The 14,202-nt window shown below is 70.8% G+C and carries 17 protein-coding genes; 5 read left to right on the top strand and 12 right to left on the bottom strand.

Going from position 1 to position 14,202, the window contains the following annotated elements; genetic code table 11:
* Positions 1-7: 7 nt before the first annotated feature.
* The 4 genes from ABD736_RS11505 to ABD736_RS11490 all read left to right on the top strand — a co-directional run bounded on the left by ABD736_RS11505 (position 8) and on the right by ABD736_RS11490 (position 3,250).
* Positions 8-943 carry an aldose 1-epimerase family protein gene (locus tag ABD736_RS11505; RefSeq protein WP_344791906.1) on the top strand — a complete coding sequence of 312 codons (936 nt, stop codon included), beginning with the start codon at positions 8-10 and terminating at the stop codon, positions 941-943.
* A gap of 90 nt (positions 944-1,033) precedes the next feature.
* Positions 1,034-1,975 carry an ABC transporter ATP-binding protein gene (locus ABD736_RS11500; RefSeq protein WP_344791905.1) on the top strand — a complete coding sequence of 314 codons (942 nt, stop codon included), beginning with the start codon at positions 1,034-1,036 and terminating at the stop codon, positions 1,973-1,975.
* Positions 1,972-2,805: an ABC transporter permease gene (locus tag ABD736_RS11495; protein ID WP_344791904.1), complete on the top strand. Its 834-nt coding sequence runs from the start codon at positions 1,972-1,974 to the stop codon at positions 2,803-2,805. Before ABD736_RS11500 ends, ABD736_RS11495 begins: the two co-directional genes overlap by 4 nt.
* A 34-nt stretch (positions 2,806-2,839) precedes the next feature.
* Entirely contained in the window at positions 2,840-3,250 is a 411-nt protein-coding gene (locus ABD736_RS11490) for a DUF1304 domain-containing protein (protein WP_344791903.1), read from the top strand.
* Positions 3,251-3,262: 12 nt separating this feature from the next.
* On the opposite strand, the gene ABD736_RS11485 is transcribed toward ABD736_RS11490, so the two are convergent.
* The 7 genes from ABD736_RS11485 to hemQ form a co-directional block, all read right to left on the bottom strand.
* Positions 3,263-3,712 (bottom strand): hypothetical protein, encoded by a 450-nt coding sequence (locus ABD736_RS11485; protein ID WP_344791902.1) that lies wholly within the window; start codon positions 3,710-3,712, stop codon positions 3,263-3,265.
* A 130-nt stretch (positions 3,713-3,842) separates the two neighbouring features.
* Positions 3,843-5,210 carry a glutamate-1-semialdehyde 2,1-aminomutase gene (gene hemL / locus ABD736_RS11480; protein WP_344791901.1) on the bottom strand — a complete coding sequence of 456 codons (1,368 nt, stop codon included), beginning with the start codon at positions 5,208-5,210 and terminating at the stop codon, positions 3,843-3,845.
* Positions 5,211-5,282: 72 nt separating this feature from the next.
* Positions 5,283-6,263, bottom strand: coding sequence for a porphobilinogen synthase (gene hemB / locus ABD736_RS11475; protein ID WP_344792251.1), 981 nt, complete (start codon positions 6,261-6,263; stop codon positions 5,283-5,285).
* Between the two features lie 45 nt (positions 6,264-6,308).
* Positions 6,309-7,097, bottom strand: coding sequence for a uroporphyrinogen-III synthase (locus ABD736_RS11470; protein ID WP_344791900.1), 789 nt, complete (start codon positions 7,095-7,097; stop codon positions 6,309-6,311).
* Positions 7,094-8,050 (bottom strand): hydroxymethylbilane synthase, encoded by a 957-nt coding sequence (gene hemC / locus ABD736_RS11465; protein WP_344791899.1) that lies wholly within the window; start codon positions 8,048-8,050, stop codon positions 7,094-7,096. Before hemC ends, ABD736_RS11470 begins: the two co-directional genes overlap by 4 nt.
* Positions 8,047-9,153, bottom strand: a complete 1,107-nt coding sequence (locus ABD736_RS11460) for a ferrochelatase (RefSeq protein ID WP_344791898.1) — start codon at positions 9,151-9,153, stop codon at positions 8,047-8,049. Before ABD736_RS11460 ends, hemC begins: the two co-directional genes overlap by 4 nt.
* Positions 9,150-9,893: a hydrogen peroxide-dependent heme synthase gene (gene hemQ, locus ABD736_RS11455; RefSeq protein WP_344791897.1), complete on the bottom strand. Its 744-nt coding sequence runs from the start codon at positions 9,891-9,893 to the stop codon at positions 9,150-9,152. Before hemQ ends, ABD736_RS11460 begins: the two co-directional genes overlap by 4 nt.
* Before the next feature lie 146 nt (positions 9,894-10,039).
* Between hemQ and ABD736_RS11450 the strand changes: the two genes are divergently transcribed.
* Positions 10,040-10,312: a hypothetical protein gene (locus ABD736_RS11450; protein WP_344791896.1), complete on the top strand. Its 273-nt coding sequence runs from the start codon at positions 10,040-10,042 to the stop codon at positions 10,310-10,312.
* Positions 10,313-10,419: 107 nt separating this feature from the next.
* Here ABD736_RS11450 and ABD736_RS11445 read toward each other — a convergent pair whose 3' ends face one another.
* The 5 genes from ABD736_RS11445 to hemE are packed head-to-tail and all read right to left on the bottom strand — an operon-like array spanning position 10,420 to position 14,155.
* A complete protein-coding gene (locus ABD736_RS11445; RefSeq protein WP_344791895.1) occupies positions 10,420-10,689 on the bottom strand; it encodes a hypothetical protein in 270 nt (89 codons plus the stop codon).
* A complete protein-coding gene (locus ABD736_RS11440) occupies positions 10,679-11,077 on the bottom strand; it encodes a phage holin family protein (RefSeq protein ID WP_344791894.1) in 399 nt (132 codons plus the stop codon). The genes ABD736_RS11445 and ABD736_RS11440 overlap by 11 nt, the downstream gene beginning before the upstream one ends.
* 10 nt (positions 11,078-11,087) lie before the next feature.
* Complete coding sequence (locus tag ABD736_RS11435; RefSeq protein ID WP_344791893.1) at positions 11,088-11,489, bottom strand: hypothetical protein; 402 nt, start codon at positions 11,487-11,489, stop codon at positions 11,088-11,090.
* Positions 11,490-11,534: 45 nt separating this feature from the next.
* Positions 11,535-13,076, bottom strand: a complete 1,542-nt coding sequence (gene hemG / locus ABD736_RS11430) for a protoporphyrinogen oxidase (protein ID WP_344791892.1) — start codon at positions 13,074-13,076, stop codon at positions 11,535-11,537.
* Complete coding sequence (gene hemE, locus ABD736_RS11425) at positions 13,073-14,155, bottom strand: uroporphyrinogen decarboxylase (RefSeq protein WP_344791891.1); 1,083 nt, start codon at positions 14,153-14,155, stop codon at positions 13,073-13,075. Before hemE ends, hemG begins: the two co-directional genes overlap by 4 nt.
* Positions 14,156-14,202 lie beyond the last annotated feature (47 nt).

The following is a 14,202-nucleotide window of genomic DNA, read 5'->3' as shown; positions in this document are numbered from 1 at the left end:
TTGCCGTATGACGCGCCCACTGTCCGGCACCCAGTACGAGCTCACCTTCGGCGAATACCGCGCCACGATCGCGTCGGTCGGCGCCACGCTGCGCTCCCTCACGTTCCAGGGCCGCGACCTCGTCGTGCCGTTCGACGCCGACACCGTGCGCCCGGCCTACCGCGGCGCCGCGCTCGCGCCGTGGCCGAACCGCATCGGCGGGGGCGCCTACCGCTTCGACGGCGTCCTGCAGCAGGTGCCGCTCACCGAGCCGGAACGCGGCAACGCCCTGCACGGGCTCGCCAGCTGGCTCGACTTCGGCGCCATCGAGCAGACTCCCTCGCGCGTCACGCTCGCCGCGACGATCGTCGCGCAGCCGGGCTACCCGCACCGGATCGAGGTCGAGGTCGTCTACGAGCTGCGCGAGAGTGGGCTCTACTCCGCGATCACGGGAGCGAACAGCGGCCCCGACGCGGCGCCCTGGGGCACCGGACCGCACCCCTATCTCGTCGCCGGCGACGGCCACGTCGACGACTGGTCGCTGCTGCTGCCGGCCGACGAGGTCCTCGAGGTCACGCCCGACACGCTGCTGCCGCTCGGCCTGGCATCCGTCGACACGGCGAACGAGGGCGCGTGGGACTTCCGCGAGGCGCGCACGATCGGCGACGTCTTCATCGACCACGCGTTCACGTCGCTGACGCGGGATGCCTCAGGCAATGCGTCCGTCGAGGTGCGCACGGCCGACGGCCAGGGCGTCGCGATCACCTGGGACGCGGTGTGCCCCTGGGTGCAGGTGCACACCGCCGACCAGCCGCAGCCTGAGCTGCACCCCGAGCTGCACCGTGTCGGTCTCGCGGTCGAGCCCATGACCTGCCCACCGGATGCCTTCAACTCCGGCACCGACCTGATCGTGCTCGCTCCGGGCGAGTCGCACACCGCGGGCTGGACGATCTCGGCGCTCTAGGCCACGCAGCACACCCCCTCCCCCGTTCGGGGGCCAGGCGGTTAGGGTGGAAATGCTCCACCCCCGCCGCCGACCCCGACGAGGAGGGCCATGCCTGGGAACACTGCGCCCCGCGGCGCGACCATCGAGATCGCGGGCCTCACGAAGCGCTTCGGCCACGTCACCGCGGTCGATGACCTCACGTTCTCGGTGCACCCCGGGCGGGTGACCGGATTCCTCGGCCCGAACGGCGCGGGGAAGACGACCACCCTGCGCATGCTGCTCGGCCTGGTGCGACCGACCTCCGGCCGCGCGACGTTCGATGGAGTGCGCTACCGCCGCCTCAGCCGCCCGCTCATGACCGTCGGCGCGGCGCTCGAGGCCTCGAGCTTCCACCCCGGCCGCAGTGCGCGCGACCACCTGCGCGTCTACGCCCAGGCCGGCCGGGTGCCCGCGAGCCGGGTGAGCGCCGCGCTCGCGACGGTCGGCCTCGCCGCGCACGCCGACCGCCGCGTCGGCGGCTACTCGCTCGGCATGCGCCAGCGGCTCGGCCTCGCGTTCGCGCTGCTCGGCGACCCCGGCGTGCTCGTGCTCGACGAGCCCATCAATGGCCTCGACCCGGAGGGCATCCGCTGGATCCGCCAGTTCCTGCGCCGTCTCGCCGCAGAGGGCCGCACCGTGCTCGTCAGCTCGCACCTGCTCAGCGAGGTGCAGCAGAGCGTCGACGACGTGATCGTGATCGCGAAAGGTCGGCTGGTCTACGCCGGCGAACTCGCGGGACTGGCGAGCGCTCGAGGCCGTGCGGGGCAGGCATCCGCACCCGCCGTCATCGTCGACTCGCCCACCCGCGACGTGCTCGCGCACGCCCTCGCCGACGCGCGGCTCGCGTTCGAGCAGACGGGTGACGGATTCCTCGTCAGCGGCGCCGACGCGGCATCCCTCGGGCACCTCGCCTTCACCTCGGGAATCGAGCTGAGCCAGCTGCGCCCGGCCACCCAAGCCGGCGCCATCGAGGACACCTTCATCGAGCTCGTCGGCGAGGGCGGCCTGTGATGGGGCCCTTCGCCGCGGTGCGCGCCGAGTTCACCAAGATCTTCACGACGCACCTGTGGTGGGTGCTCGCGCTCGTGCTGCTCGTCTACCTCGGCGCGCTGACGGGCGGCCTGGGCACGCTCTTCGCCGGGCTGCAGAGCGGGGCGATCGAGGCGCGCGGCGGCCACGTGCCGAGCTTCGGCGACCTCGCCCCGCCGCTCTACAGCTTCGCGACCTCGATCGGCTACGTCTTCCCCGTGCTGTTCGGGGCGCTCGTGACGGCCGGCGAGTGGCGCCACCAGACGATCACGCCGACCTTCCTCGCGAACCCGCACCGCTTCCAGGTGCTGTGGGCGAAGATCTGCTCTGCCGTGGTTTTCGGCGCGGGCTACGGGGTGCTGGCGCTCGCGGCCTCGGTCACGGGCGGCGCACTCGCGCTGCGCCATTTCGGCCTCGACCCCGAGCTGGGCGAGGTGAGCACGTGGCACCTGTTCGTGCGCGCCCTGGCCGCGATGGCGCTGTGGGGATTCGTCGGCGTCGGCCTCGGCGTGCTGGTGCCGAGCCAGGCCGCGGTCATCGTGACGATCCTCGCGTTCACGCAGTTCGTCGAGCCGCTGCTGCGCCTCGCCGCCGCGTTCTCGGTGCCGACCGCCGACGCGGCGAAGTTCCTGCCCGGTGCCTCGAGCGACGCGCTCGTCGGCGCGAGCTTCCTCGACCTGCAGAACAGTGCGGAGGGCACGATGGTCGTCGCCCACCTCGACTGGCAGCACGGCGGGCTGATGCTGATCGTCTACGGCGCGGCCGTGACGGTGATCGGATGCCTCACCACGTGGCGCCGCGACGTGTCGTAGCCGGCGCGCGGCGCTCGAGAGGCACAGTTGAGGCATGATCCTCGTCATCGCGTGCGTGATCGTCTGCCTCGCCGCCGTGCTGCACGTCTACATCTTCTGGATGGAGAGCTTCGGCTGGCGGCGTCCCGTCGTCTGGCGCCGCTTCAACGTCGCCGATCAGGAGCAGGCGGATTCCACCGCCGAACTCGCCTACAACCAGGGCTTCTACAACCTGTTCCTCGCGGTCGGCGCGATCATCGGGGTGGTGCTGCTGACGGTGAGCAGCCCCGGCCGGCCGCCCCACGACGCCGGGTACGCACTCGTCTTCCTGAGCACGGGCAGCATGCTCGCGGCATCCCTCGTTCTTCTCACACTCGGGCGCCGCTTCGCAGCGGCCGCGCTCACGCAGGGTCTCGCCCCGCTCGTCGGACTCGGCCTCACGGTGATCGCCGCGACCACGGCGTAGCCGGCGCGGCGCTCAGCTCTCGCCGGTGCCGTTGCTCTCGGCGCCGATGGGGTCGCGCAGCGCTTCGATGAGCTTCGCGGCGTGGGTGGTCGAGACGATCACGCGGTCATAGCCGTCGGCGATCGCGGTCTTCTCAGCTTTGGGGGTGCCTTCGCCGTCGCCGTCGCCGCCCGCGAGGTCGTCCTGCGCGATGTCGATCACCACGGCCGGGCGCGACTTGCCCTTGACGATCAGGAAGTCTTTCCCGCCGTGGTACTTCCAGGTGCCGATCGCGAGCGTGAGCGGAATGGCGGCGCCGGGCACCCGCACCCCGCGGATCCAGATCCACGGGTCCTGGGTGATCGCGACCGAGCGGATGGCCGAGCGGGGAATCACGAGGTCGTCCCTGCGCAGCGCGAGCACCTTCTCGGCTGCGCTCAGGCGCACTTCGAGGCGGTCGCGGTGCACGTGCAGATCGGCCATGGCTCTAGTCTGCCGTGCTCCTCATTCCGCGTCGCGGATGCGGGCCCTTCCCGCGTCGAGTACGCCGTATTCGCGACAAAGGCGCGCCCATGAGCGCGAATACTGCGTACTCGATTGTGTGGGCGGTGGGCTAGGCGGATGCCTCAGCCGCCGCGCGCGCCGCCGCGGGCAGCGCCTCGACGATGCGGCCGAGGGCGGCCTCGTCGTGCGCGGCGGTGACGAACCAGGCCTCGAAGACGCTCGGCGGCAGGGCGACGCCCTGGTCGAGCATGCTGTGGAAGAACGGCCCGAAGCGGAACGCCTGCTGCGCCTGCACCTCGGCGTAGTTCACGGCGGGCGTCGGCGCGAACAGCACAGAGAACAGGTTCCCCGCGCGCTGGATCGTGTGCTCGACACCGGCTGCGGCGAGCGCGGCCGAGACCTCCTGCTGCAGCAGCGCACTGACCTCGTCGAGACGCGCATAGACGGCCTCGTCGGCCAGGCGCAGGGTCGCGAGCCCCGCGGCCACCGAGAGCGGATTCCCCGACAGCGTGCCCGCCTGATAGACGGGGCCGACCGGCGCGAGGTACTCCATCACCTCGCGGCGGCCGCCGAGCGCTGCGAGCGGCATGCCCCCGCCGATGACCTTGCCGAAGGTGACGAGGTCGGGCGTGTAGGGCTCCTGCGAGAACGTGCGATAGCCCTGACCGTCGCTCTCGACGCCGAGCTCCGCAGAGTCGATGCCCCAGAAGCCCTTCGCCGAGACGCGGAAGCCGGTCAGCACCTCGTCGAGGATCACGAGCGCGCCGAACTCGTGCGCCAGCTCGGTGAGCGCGGCGTTGAACCCGCGCTGCGGCGCCACGACACCCATGTTCGCGGCGGCGGCCTCGACGATGACGGCGGCGATCTCGCCGGGGTGCAGCTCGAACGCGGCGCGCACGGCGGCAAGGTCGTTGTAAGGCAGCACCAGCGTCTGCGCGGCGATCGGCTCGGGCACCCCGGCCGACGCGGGCAGCGCGAGCGTCGCGACCCCAGAGCCCGCCTCGGCCAGCAGGCCGTCCGAGTGGCCGTGGTAGTGGCCGGCGAACTTGATGAGCAGCGGGCGCCCGGTGAACCCGCGGGCGAGGCGGATCGCGGTCATGGTCGCCTCGGTGCCGGTGGAGACCAGGCGCACCTCGTCGACGAGACCGCCGGCGGCGGTGCCGCCACCGAGTCGCTCGACGACGAGCTCGGCCAGCTCGGTCTCGACGGGAGTGGTCGCACCGAACGAGAGGCCGCGGCCTGCGGCATCCCGCACTGCTTCGACGACTTCGGGGTGCGCGTGACCCAGGATCGCGGGCCCCCAGGACGCGACCAGGTCGACATACTCGCGGCCCTCGACGTCGGTGACGTAGGCGCCGCGCGCCGACGTCAGGAAGCGGGGCGCGCCGCCCACCGAGCGGTACGCGCGCACGGGCGAGTTGACCCCGCCGGGGATGACGCGCTGGGCGCGCTCGAATGCTGCTTCGTTAGTCGTCATGTCGGTTCACTCCGATGGTTGAGGAGCTCGCGGAGCCTGCGGAGCGCGCGTCTCGAAACCTGGCTTGGGAATTCAGCGATCGAGCAGTCGGGTCGCGACCTCGACCGCCCAGTAGGTGAGTACGGCGTCGGCGCCGGCGCGGCGGATGCCGGTGAGCGTCTCGAGGATCGCGCGGTCGCGGTCGATCCAGCCGTTCGCGGCGGCGGACTCGATCATGGCGTACTCGCCGGAGACCTGATACGCCCACACCGGAACATCGGAGACGGCGGCCACGTCGGCGAGCACGTCGAGATACGCCATCGCGGGCTTCACCATCACGATGTCGGCGCCCTCAGCCAGGTCGAGAGTCGCCTCGCGCAGGCCCTCGCGGCGGTTCGCCGGGTCCTGCTGGTAGCTACGCCGGTCGCCCTTCAGTTGGCTGTCGACGGCCTCGCGGAAGGGTCCGTAGAACGCGCTCGCGTACTTGGCCGAGTAGGCGAGGATGCCGACGTCCGGGAATCCGTTCTCGTCGAGCGCCTCGCGGATCACGGCGACCTGGCCGTCCATCATTCCGCTGGGGGCGACGAGATGAGCGCCGGCGGATGCCTGGGCCAGCGCCATCTCGGCGTAGCGCACCAGCGTCCGATCGTTGTCGACGTTCCCCGCCTCGTCGAGCACGCCGCAGTGCCCGTGATCGGTGAACTCGTCGAGGCAGAGGTCGGTCTGGATGACGAGCGTGTCACCGACCTCTTCCTTCGCGATGCGGGTGGCGACGTTGAGGATGCCGTCGGGGTCGGTCGCGCCCGTGCCCGTGGCGTCGTGCACTTCGGGCACGCCGAACAGGTTCACGCCACCGATGCCGGCCTCGGCCGCCTCGTGCAGCGCGGCCTTGAACGAGTCGAGGGAGTGCTGCACGACGCCGGGCATGCTCGCGATGGGCTGCGCCTGAATTGCGCCCTCGCGGATGAACATCGGCAGGATCAGCTCGGCGGGGTGCAGCCGGGTCTCGGCGACCAGCCTCCGCATGGCCGCGGTGGAGCGCAGTCGGCGCGGACGAACACGGGGATGCAGCACGTCACTCACGTGTTCGAGCCTATTCCGGTGCGCCTGGGCGCCCGCTTACGGCCGTCGCGACCGGGATGCCTGCACGACGGCGTCGATGAGCGAGTCGGCCGACCGCTCGGCCGCGATCAGGTGCACCGTCAGGCCGTAGTCGCGGGCGTCGTGTGCCGTCTGCGGACCGATCGCGGCGATGAGCGTGCCCGCGGGAATCGGGCCGAGCTGAGCGGCCACCTGCTCGGCCACCGACCCGGACGTCACGAGGATGGCGTTGATGTTCCCAGCCCGCACGTCATTCACGATCTTCTCGTCCACAGGCACGCCGACGGTGCGATACGCCACCACGGCATCCACATGGTGCCCGAGGTGCGCGAGCCCCTCGGTGAGGGTCGGCTTCGCGATCTCAGAGCGCAGGGTCAGCACCCGCAGCCCGGCGGCGCCTCCGGTGGCCTCAGGCCACTCGCTGAGCAGACCCTTCGCGGAGTTGTTCTCATCGGGCACGAAGTCCACGCGGTACCCCGCCGCGACCAGCGCGGCAGCCGTCGTCTCGCCGACCGCCGCGACCTTCGTCGTCGCGGGGATCACGGCGCGATAGCTCTGCAGCACGTCGACCGTGGTGGCGCTCGTGGCGGTGACCCAGTCGTACTCCCCGGCGGCGAGCCGCTCGAGCGCGGCCGTCACGACAGCGCCGTCGGCCGCCGGCGCGAAGTTGATCATGGGTGCGATCACCGGCTGAGCGCCCTGCGCGCGCAGGTCGGCCGCCACGGTGTCGCCCCACGGACCACCGCGGGGCACGAGCACCCGCCAGCCGCCCAGCGGCTTCTCGGGCGTCGGTCGCGATTCGCTCATGCGAGGTCCTTCGCTCCGCCGGCCAGCAGTTCGTCCACCGTGCGCTGCGCGACCTCGGCGGCCGTGTTCAGCAGGTCGACCGCCGACATCGAGTCGAGCACCGCGGCGTGGCTCGCCGTGAGCGACGTCGAGCCGTCGAGCGCGTAGACCGTCGCGGTCAGGAACAGCATGCCGTCGTCGACGATGGCGGTCGTCGCGACCGGCGCTGCGCAGCCCGCCTCGAGTCCGGCCAGCACGTCGCGCTCCGCGCGCACCGTCGCGCGCGTGGTGGCGTGGTCGAGTTTTGCGAGGCCCTTCTGCAGCGCGCGGCTGAATTCCGTGCCATCGGATGCCTGGTCCGCACGCACCTCGAGGGCGAGCGCCCCCTGCCCCGGCGCCGTCGGCCAGTCAGACAGCGAGAACCGCTCCGTGACAGCATCCGCCTTCTCCAGCCGGTCGACGCCCGCCGCAGCCAGGATCACCGCGTCGACCTCGCCGGACGTGACTTTCCCGATGCGGGTGTCGATGTTGCCGCGGAAGTTCGCCTCGACCTCGAGGTCGGGGCGCAGGGACTTCAGCTCGGCGATGCGCCGCGGCGAGCCCGTGCCCACGCGGGCGCCCTCGGGCAGCGTCGCGAGCGTGAGCCCGTCGCGGGCGACGAGCACATCACGGGCATCCGCCCGCTTCGGCGTCGCCGCGATCGTGAGACCCGGGTACGGCGTCGTGGGCAGGTCCTTGAGCGAGTGCACGATCACGTCGACATCGCCGGCGAGCAGCGCCTCGCGCAGCTCGGTGGCGAATACGCCCATGCCGCCCATGCTCGCGAGGTTCGCCTTCGAGGTGTCTCCGTGCGTCGTGACGGTAACGAGCTCGAACTCGAGACCCGCGGCGCGTGCGAGGTCGCGCGCGGCCTGCCCGCTCTGCGCGAGCGCCAGGGCGCTTCCTCGCGTGCCGACGCGGATCGTGTCACTCATCGCGCGGCGGCCTCAGCGGTTTCGCGCGCGATGTAGGCGCCGACCGTCTCGTGGTCGGGCCACGGGCCGAGCGCCGTCAGGTGCGGGCGCTGCTCGACCGGCGTGTTCTCGAGGCGCTCGACGATCAGGTCGACGAGGCCCGCGACGAACGCCGGGTGCACTCCCGAGGTCGGCACGCGCTCGAAGGCGAGGCCGGCCTCTGCGGCGCTCTCCTTCGCCTCGTTGTCGAGGTCCCAGAGCACCTCCATGTGGTCGCTCACGAAGCCGAACGGCACCACGACCACGGCCGAGGCCGTGCCTTCGTCGTGCAGGTCGGCGATCACGTCGTTGATGTCCGGCTCGAGCCACGGCACACGCGGGTCGCCCGAGCGCGACTGGTAGACGAGCTTCCACGGCACCTCGGCGCCCGCGGCCTCATTGACAGCCTTCGAGATGACCTCGGCGACGGCGAGGTGCTGCGCCTCATAGGCGCCGTGCTCGCCGAACTCGGGGCCGGAGGCCTTCGCGGCGGCGGTCGGAATCGAGTGGGTGGAGAAGAGGATCTCGATGCGGGGCGCCGCGTGCCCGGCATCCGTCAGTCTCTTCACGGCCGCCTGCGTGCCCTCGATCAGCGGCGTGACGAAGCCGGGGTGATCGAAATACTCGCGGATGCGGTCGACGGATGCCGTCTCGGTCAGCCCATTGTCGGCGAGCGCCTTCTCGAAGTCCTCGCGGTACTGGCCGACGCCCGAGTAGCTCGTGTAGGCGCTCGTCACGAGGCCGAGCAAGCGGGTGTGCCCGTTCGCGGCGGCTTCGGCGACGGCATCCTTGAAATACGGCGCCCAGTTGCGGTTGCCCCAGTACACCGGCAGCGCGATGCCGCGCTTGCTCAGCTCACCCTCCAGCGCCGCCTTGAGCGCGCGGTTCTGCGCGTTGATCGGGCTCACGCCACCGAAGTGGCGGTAGTGGTGCGCGACCTCTTCGAGGCGCTCGTCTGGCACGCCGCGGCCGGCGGTGACGTTGCGCAGGAAGGGGATGACGTCGTCCTGGCCCTCAGGGCCGCCGAAGCTCGACAGCAGGATCGCGTCGAACGGATAGGGGTGATCACTCACGTGGTCGGTCAAGAAACAACCTCCGGGATTTCCGCCGTGACGATGCGTCGGCCGGTGAAGAACGGCACCTCTTCACGAACGTGCAGGCGCGCCTCTGTGTAGCGCAGCTCACGCATCATGTCGACGAGATCCGACAGTTCGTCGGCCTCCATCGGCAGCAGCCACTCGTAGTCGCCGAGCGCGAACGCGGCGACCGTGTTGGCCAGCACGCCCCTGAACGCCGCACCCTTGCGGCCGTGATCGGCCAGCATGCGCCGCCGATCCTCATCAGGAAGCAGGTACCAGTCGTAGCTGCGGTTGAAGGGGTAGACCGTGATCCACTGCTTGGCGTCTTTGCCGCGAAGGAATCCCGGAACATGGGCTTTGTTGAACTCGGCCGCGCGGTGCACGCCCATGGCGTTCCACGTGGGGAGCAGGTTTTTGAGCAGGGCGGTGCGGCGCAGCTCGCGCGCGACGGCCTGCAGGTCTTCGGGCACCGGGCCCCAGATCCAGAACATGAGGTCGGCGTCGGCCTTGAGGCCCGACACGTCGTAGAAGCCGCGCAGCGTGACGCCGCGCGCGGCCGCGTTCTCGACGACTCGGTCGATTTCCTGAACGGATGCTTGCGCCGCAGCCGCCTCGAGAGCCGGGCGTGCCGGGTCGCGGCGCAGGACCACCCACAGCGTGAAGCCATCGGGCTGGACTGGGGTCTGGTCGGCTGCGTCGTCGGGAGTCGGAGCGGATGCCGCCCCCGGAGCGGCCGAGTTCGTCATGGCTTCCAGTCTCTCCCTCAGGGGGCACTGTTGAAAAATCGGGGGGCCTTGCCGGGCATCACATTCGGGTAACTCTGAGTGTGCGCACGGCCCACTCGGGGCATCCATCGAATAAAAGCACGCATTGGAGCGTTACTTCCACTGTTATGAGCACTGAGCGCACCCCGAAGACCGGCGGAGCGCCGAGGGTTCCTCGTCGCAGCCGCCGCCGCAAGAACACCGAATTCGTCGAGCACCTGACCGGTCAGGAGCAGATGCTGATCACCTTCCCGTGGAGCAGGAACCTGTCCGCGGCCGAGCGCCAAGAGTTCGCGGAGGCCTTGGCGAACCACCCGTCGTCGTTCAGCAACGCGCAGCTCGAGGCCCTGATCGTCTCGTGGAAGCGCAAGGCCCAGCAGGCCCAGTCCCGCGCGGCATAGTTTTCCCACCCACCAGACTCAAGTCGTCGCCACTTTTCGGCCCTTTACGAACCTCGGAGGCAACCGGAAGTGGCGACGGCTTGTGAGTGTGGTGTGCCCGGTGGTGACTAGTGCCGGCGGCGGACCAGCAGCGTCACGCTCAGCGCGATGATGCCTGCGGCAACGGTGCCGACCGCTGAGACCCCCGCGAGGAACTTGTTCGGGTCCTCTTCGCGCAGTCGGCGAATCCGCTTCGGGATGTTGACCTTGTCTTCGAGCTCAGTCAGCGCTGCGACGAGCTCGGCCCGGGCGCGCTCGACCTCGGTCTCTTGACCGACGCTGTGCCCGCTGACCGGGCCCACGCGGTGGGCCGACCGGCCGGTGTACTCATTCGTCATAGTCGCCGACTCCCTTCACGGCGTCGACGTCGTTCTTGACGCTGTCGATGGTGTTCTTCGGGGTTGCCGACCCGATCTTCTTGAAGAAGACGATGCCGATGATCGCGAGGATCGCGATGAGGACCAAGAGGATGCCTGCGACGATGAGCGCCGCGAGCCACGGCGCGACGATCGTGCTGAAGCCGAGGATCGCCGCGGCGATGAGCACCGGAACGAACAGCAGAAGCAGCAGCAGGGCGCCGAAGAACATCGCGATGCCGACCGCCGCGACCTTGGCCTTCGCGGTGAGCTCGGACTTGAGCTGGTTGACCTCGGCGCGAACGAGCGCCATGAACAGCTGCGGAAGCTCACTGATGAGCTCCGGAAGAGAACGTGCCCCCTGTGCCATGTTCAGCCGATCAGTCCAGCGGTTCCGCGGTCGACCGCAGCTCTGCGTCTGACTCCGCCGTCGCGGCGCGGGCCGCTGCCCAGCGTGCCGCCTGCGCGGTCGAGTTGGACGAGCTCGACGACCTTGACGAGCCGGAACCCGAGCCGTTCGGCGCCTTGCCCGTCGTCTTCGTCTGCGCACGGTCGATCGCCGCGTTCGTCAGCTTGCGAACACCATCGAATACCGCACCGGGAATATCTCCGACGCGGGCGGCTGCGTAGTCCTGTGCCGCGTGCACCTGCCTCTGAATGCCCGGCGACTGCCAGACCTTGTTCGCGGCGCTCGCGATCTGCTCGTACCTCTTGCGGCCGGCCCGTGCCCCCAGCACGTAACCGACGGCCAGCCCCGTTACGAAAAGCAGCTTGCCCTTCATCGACACCCCCGCGATCTACTCGTTCGGTTTCGTTAGGTTTCCAGCTCAGCTTCCGTCTGAATCGGTCAGCTTTCGCCAGCGTAGCCCACGGATGCGGGCCGCCGCCTCTCTCGCGTGTGGAATGACGGATGCCAGGCCGGTACCCGCGATCCAACTGCCCGTAACCTCGACGCCCTGCAGCTTCTCGACCGCAGCACGCAGCGAGGTCAGCCGTTCACGCTGCCCGACGGCGGCCAGCGGCTGGGCGTTCTGCCACCGCACCCTGGCGAACCCGACCACCATGGATTCCGAAAGCGGAATATTCGTCAGGGCAGCGGCATCCCTCAGCGCGCGAGCGCGGAGGGCGGCATCCGTCATCGCCTCCGTGTCGCTCGCGCGGCCCGCGCGACCGTACGACAGCCTGAGCACGTGACGGCCGGCCGGAAGCTGCTCGCCGACCCACGACCACTTCGCCGTGACGTGCGTCATCGCCTTCGCCGTGGCGAACTCGGGGTCGACCCGGTCGCTCACGAGCAGGCCGGTTCCACGCGGCGCGGCGTCGAGGACGGGCGCGTCGAGCACGAGGGTGACGAGTTCGACGCTGGTCGCCTGCGGCCAGTCCGCGTGCGCGAGCGCCTCGATTTCAGACGAGACGGATGCCAGCAGCGGCAGCGCCTCGGCAGAGGGTGCGTCGATCAGCACGGCGTCGGCCTCGATGGGGTCGTCCTGCCCGGCGATGCGCACGAGATAGCGCGGCCTTTGGCCTCCATTCGGCTGCGCCGAGTCGACCCGCGGGGCCGCGAGCTCGAGATCGACCGCACGTGCGCCCGTGCGCAGCTCGGCGCCGCGGCGGCGGGCATCGGTGATGACGGTGTACGCCAGCCGCCACATGCCGCCCTCGATGCCCCCGACCGCGGAGCCCGCCTTTGACGGCCCGCCCGCGCGCAGCTCGGCGACCGCGCCCGAGAGCGAGCCGGTGCGGGTGAGCGCGGGGTTGAGGCCTGGGGCGGCGACCGCGACGTCGAGCTGGTCGGGGTCGGCCGAGTACACGCCGGTCGTCACCGGCGCGACCAGGTTCTCGAGCACCGCGCGGCCCATGCGCCGTGAGACGAGGCGCCCGAGGTTGCGCTCCTGCCCGATCTTGAGCGGGGGAAGCATCCGATCGAGATACGCGCGCAGCGCACCGCGCCAGCCGATCGCGGCGATCACGTCGGTCGCCAGCGGCGTCGAGGGGATGCCGAGCATGCCGCCCTTCGGCGTGGGCACGGCCTTCCCCGGCAGCTGCAGCCACGACCCCGCCGGATTCGGCTGCACGACCTGGTCGGTCAGGTGCAGCTCGTCGATGAACTTCGCGACGTGGCCGCCGCGGGTGGCGAAGCTCTCGGCGCCGGCGTCGACGGTGACCTTGGTGCCGTCGGCGAGGTCGAGATCGAGTCGCTGCACCGAGCCGCCGAGTTCGTCGGATGCCTCGAGCAGCACCACCTCGAAGCCGGGGCGCGCCAGGTCGCGCGCCGCGACCAGGCCACCCATGCCGCCGCCGATGATGACGACGCGCGTGGGGTCGTCATTGATGAGGTGGTTCAGGGAGTCGCGCGGGTCGTCGCTCACGCGGGGTCTCCATCCGGCTGCGTCGGGGCGACCGGCGGAAGTGAGTGCACGAGGTCGACGATGCGGGTGAGCACGGCGGGGTCGGTCTCGGGCGGAACCCCGTGGCCGAGGTTCAGCACGTGCGCGGGGGCCGCCTTGCCGCGGGCCAGCACGTCGCGCACGTGCGCCTCGAGCACCGGCCACGGCGCGGCCAGCAGCGCGGGGTCGAGGTTGCCCTGCACGGGAACCGCGCCGCCGAGGCGCCGCACGCCTTCGTCGAGCGGGATGCGCCAGTCGATGCCCACGACGTCGGCGCCCACGTCGCGCATCGCGGGAAGCAGTTCGCCCGTGCCGACGCCGAAATGCACCTTCGGAACGTCGAGGTCGGCGATGTGCGACAGCGCGCGCGCCGAGGCCGGCGCGACGTGGGTCACGTAGTCGGCCAGCGACAGCGACCCCGCCCACGAGTCGAAGAGCTGGGCGGCGGATGCCCCGGCCAGCACCTGCGCGCGCAGGAAGAGCCCAGAGGCATCGGCGGCCCACTGCATGAGCGCGGCCCACGCGTCGGGGTCTGCGTGCATGAGGGTGCGCGCGGCGAGGTGCTCCTTCGACGGGCCGCCCTCGACGAGATAGGCGGCGAGGGTGAACGGCGCCCCGGCGAAGCCGATCAGCGGGGTAGAGCCGTCGCCGATCGCGGCGAGGCCCTCGACCGTGCGGCGCACACCGGCGGCCACCGGCGCGAGGTCGTCGACGGTCAAGGTGGGCAGGGCTGCGACATCCGCCGCCGTCCTCACCGGCTTCTCGAAGACCGGGCCGCGCCCAGGGACGATCTCGACGCCGACGCCCGCGAGCTTGAGCGGGATCACGATGTCGCTGTAGAAGATGGCGGCGTCGACGCCGTGCCGGCGGACAGGCTGCAGGGTGATCTCCGACGCGAGCTCGGGGTCGAGGCACGACGCGAGCATCGTGTGCCCGCGGCGCACCTCGTGGTACTCGGGCAGTGAGCGGCCTGCCTGCCGCATGAACCACACGGGCGTCACCTCGGGGCGGATGCCGCGATAGGCCGAGATCAGACGGGAAGAGGCAGGCGCAGAACTCACGCCTGGATTCTTCCAGCCTTGGCTGAGCGCGGGCGCCCACGGGCGTT

The sequence above is a fragment of the Gryllotalpicola daejeonensis genome (genome assembly GCF_039538145.1).
GTDB classification, from domain to species: Bacteria; Actinomycetota; Actinomycetes; order Actinomycetales; family Microbacteriaceae; genus Gryllotalpicola; species Gryllotalpicola daejeonensis.
This window is presented reverse-complemented; position numbering and strand designations above follow the sequence as displayed.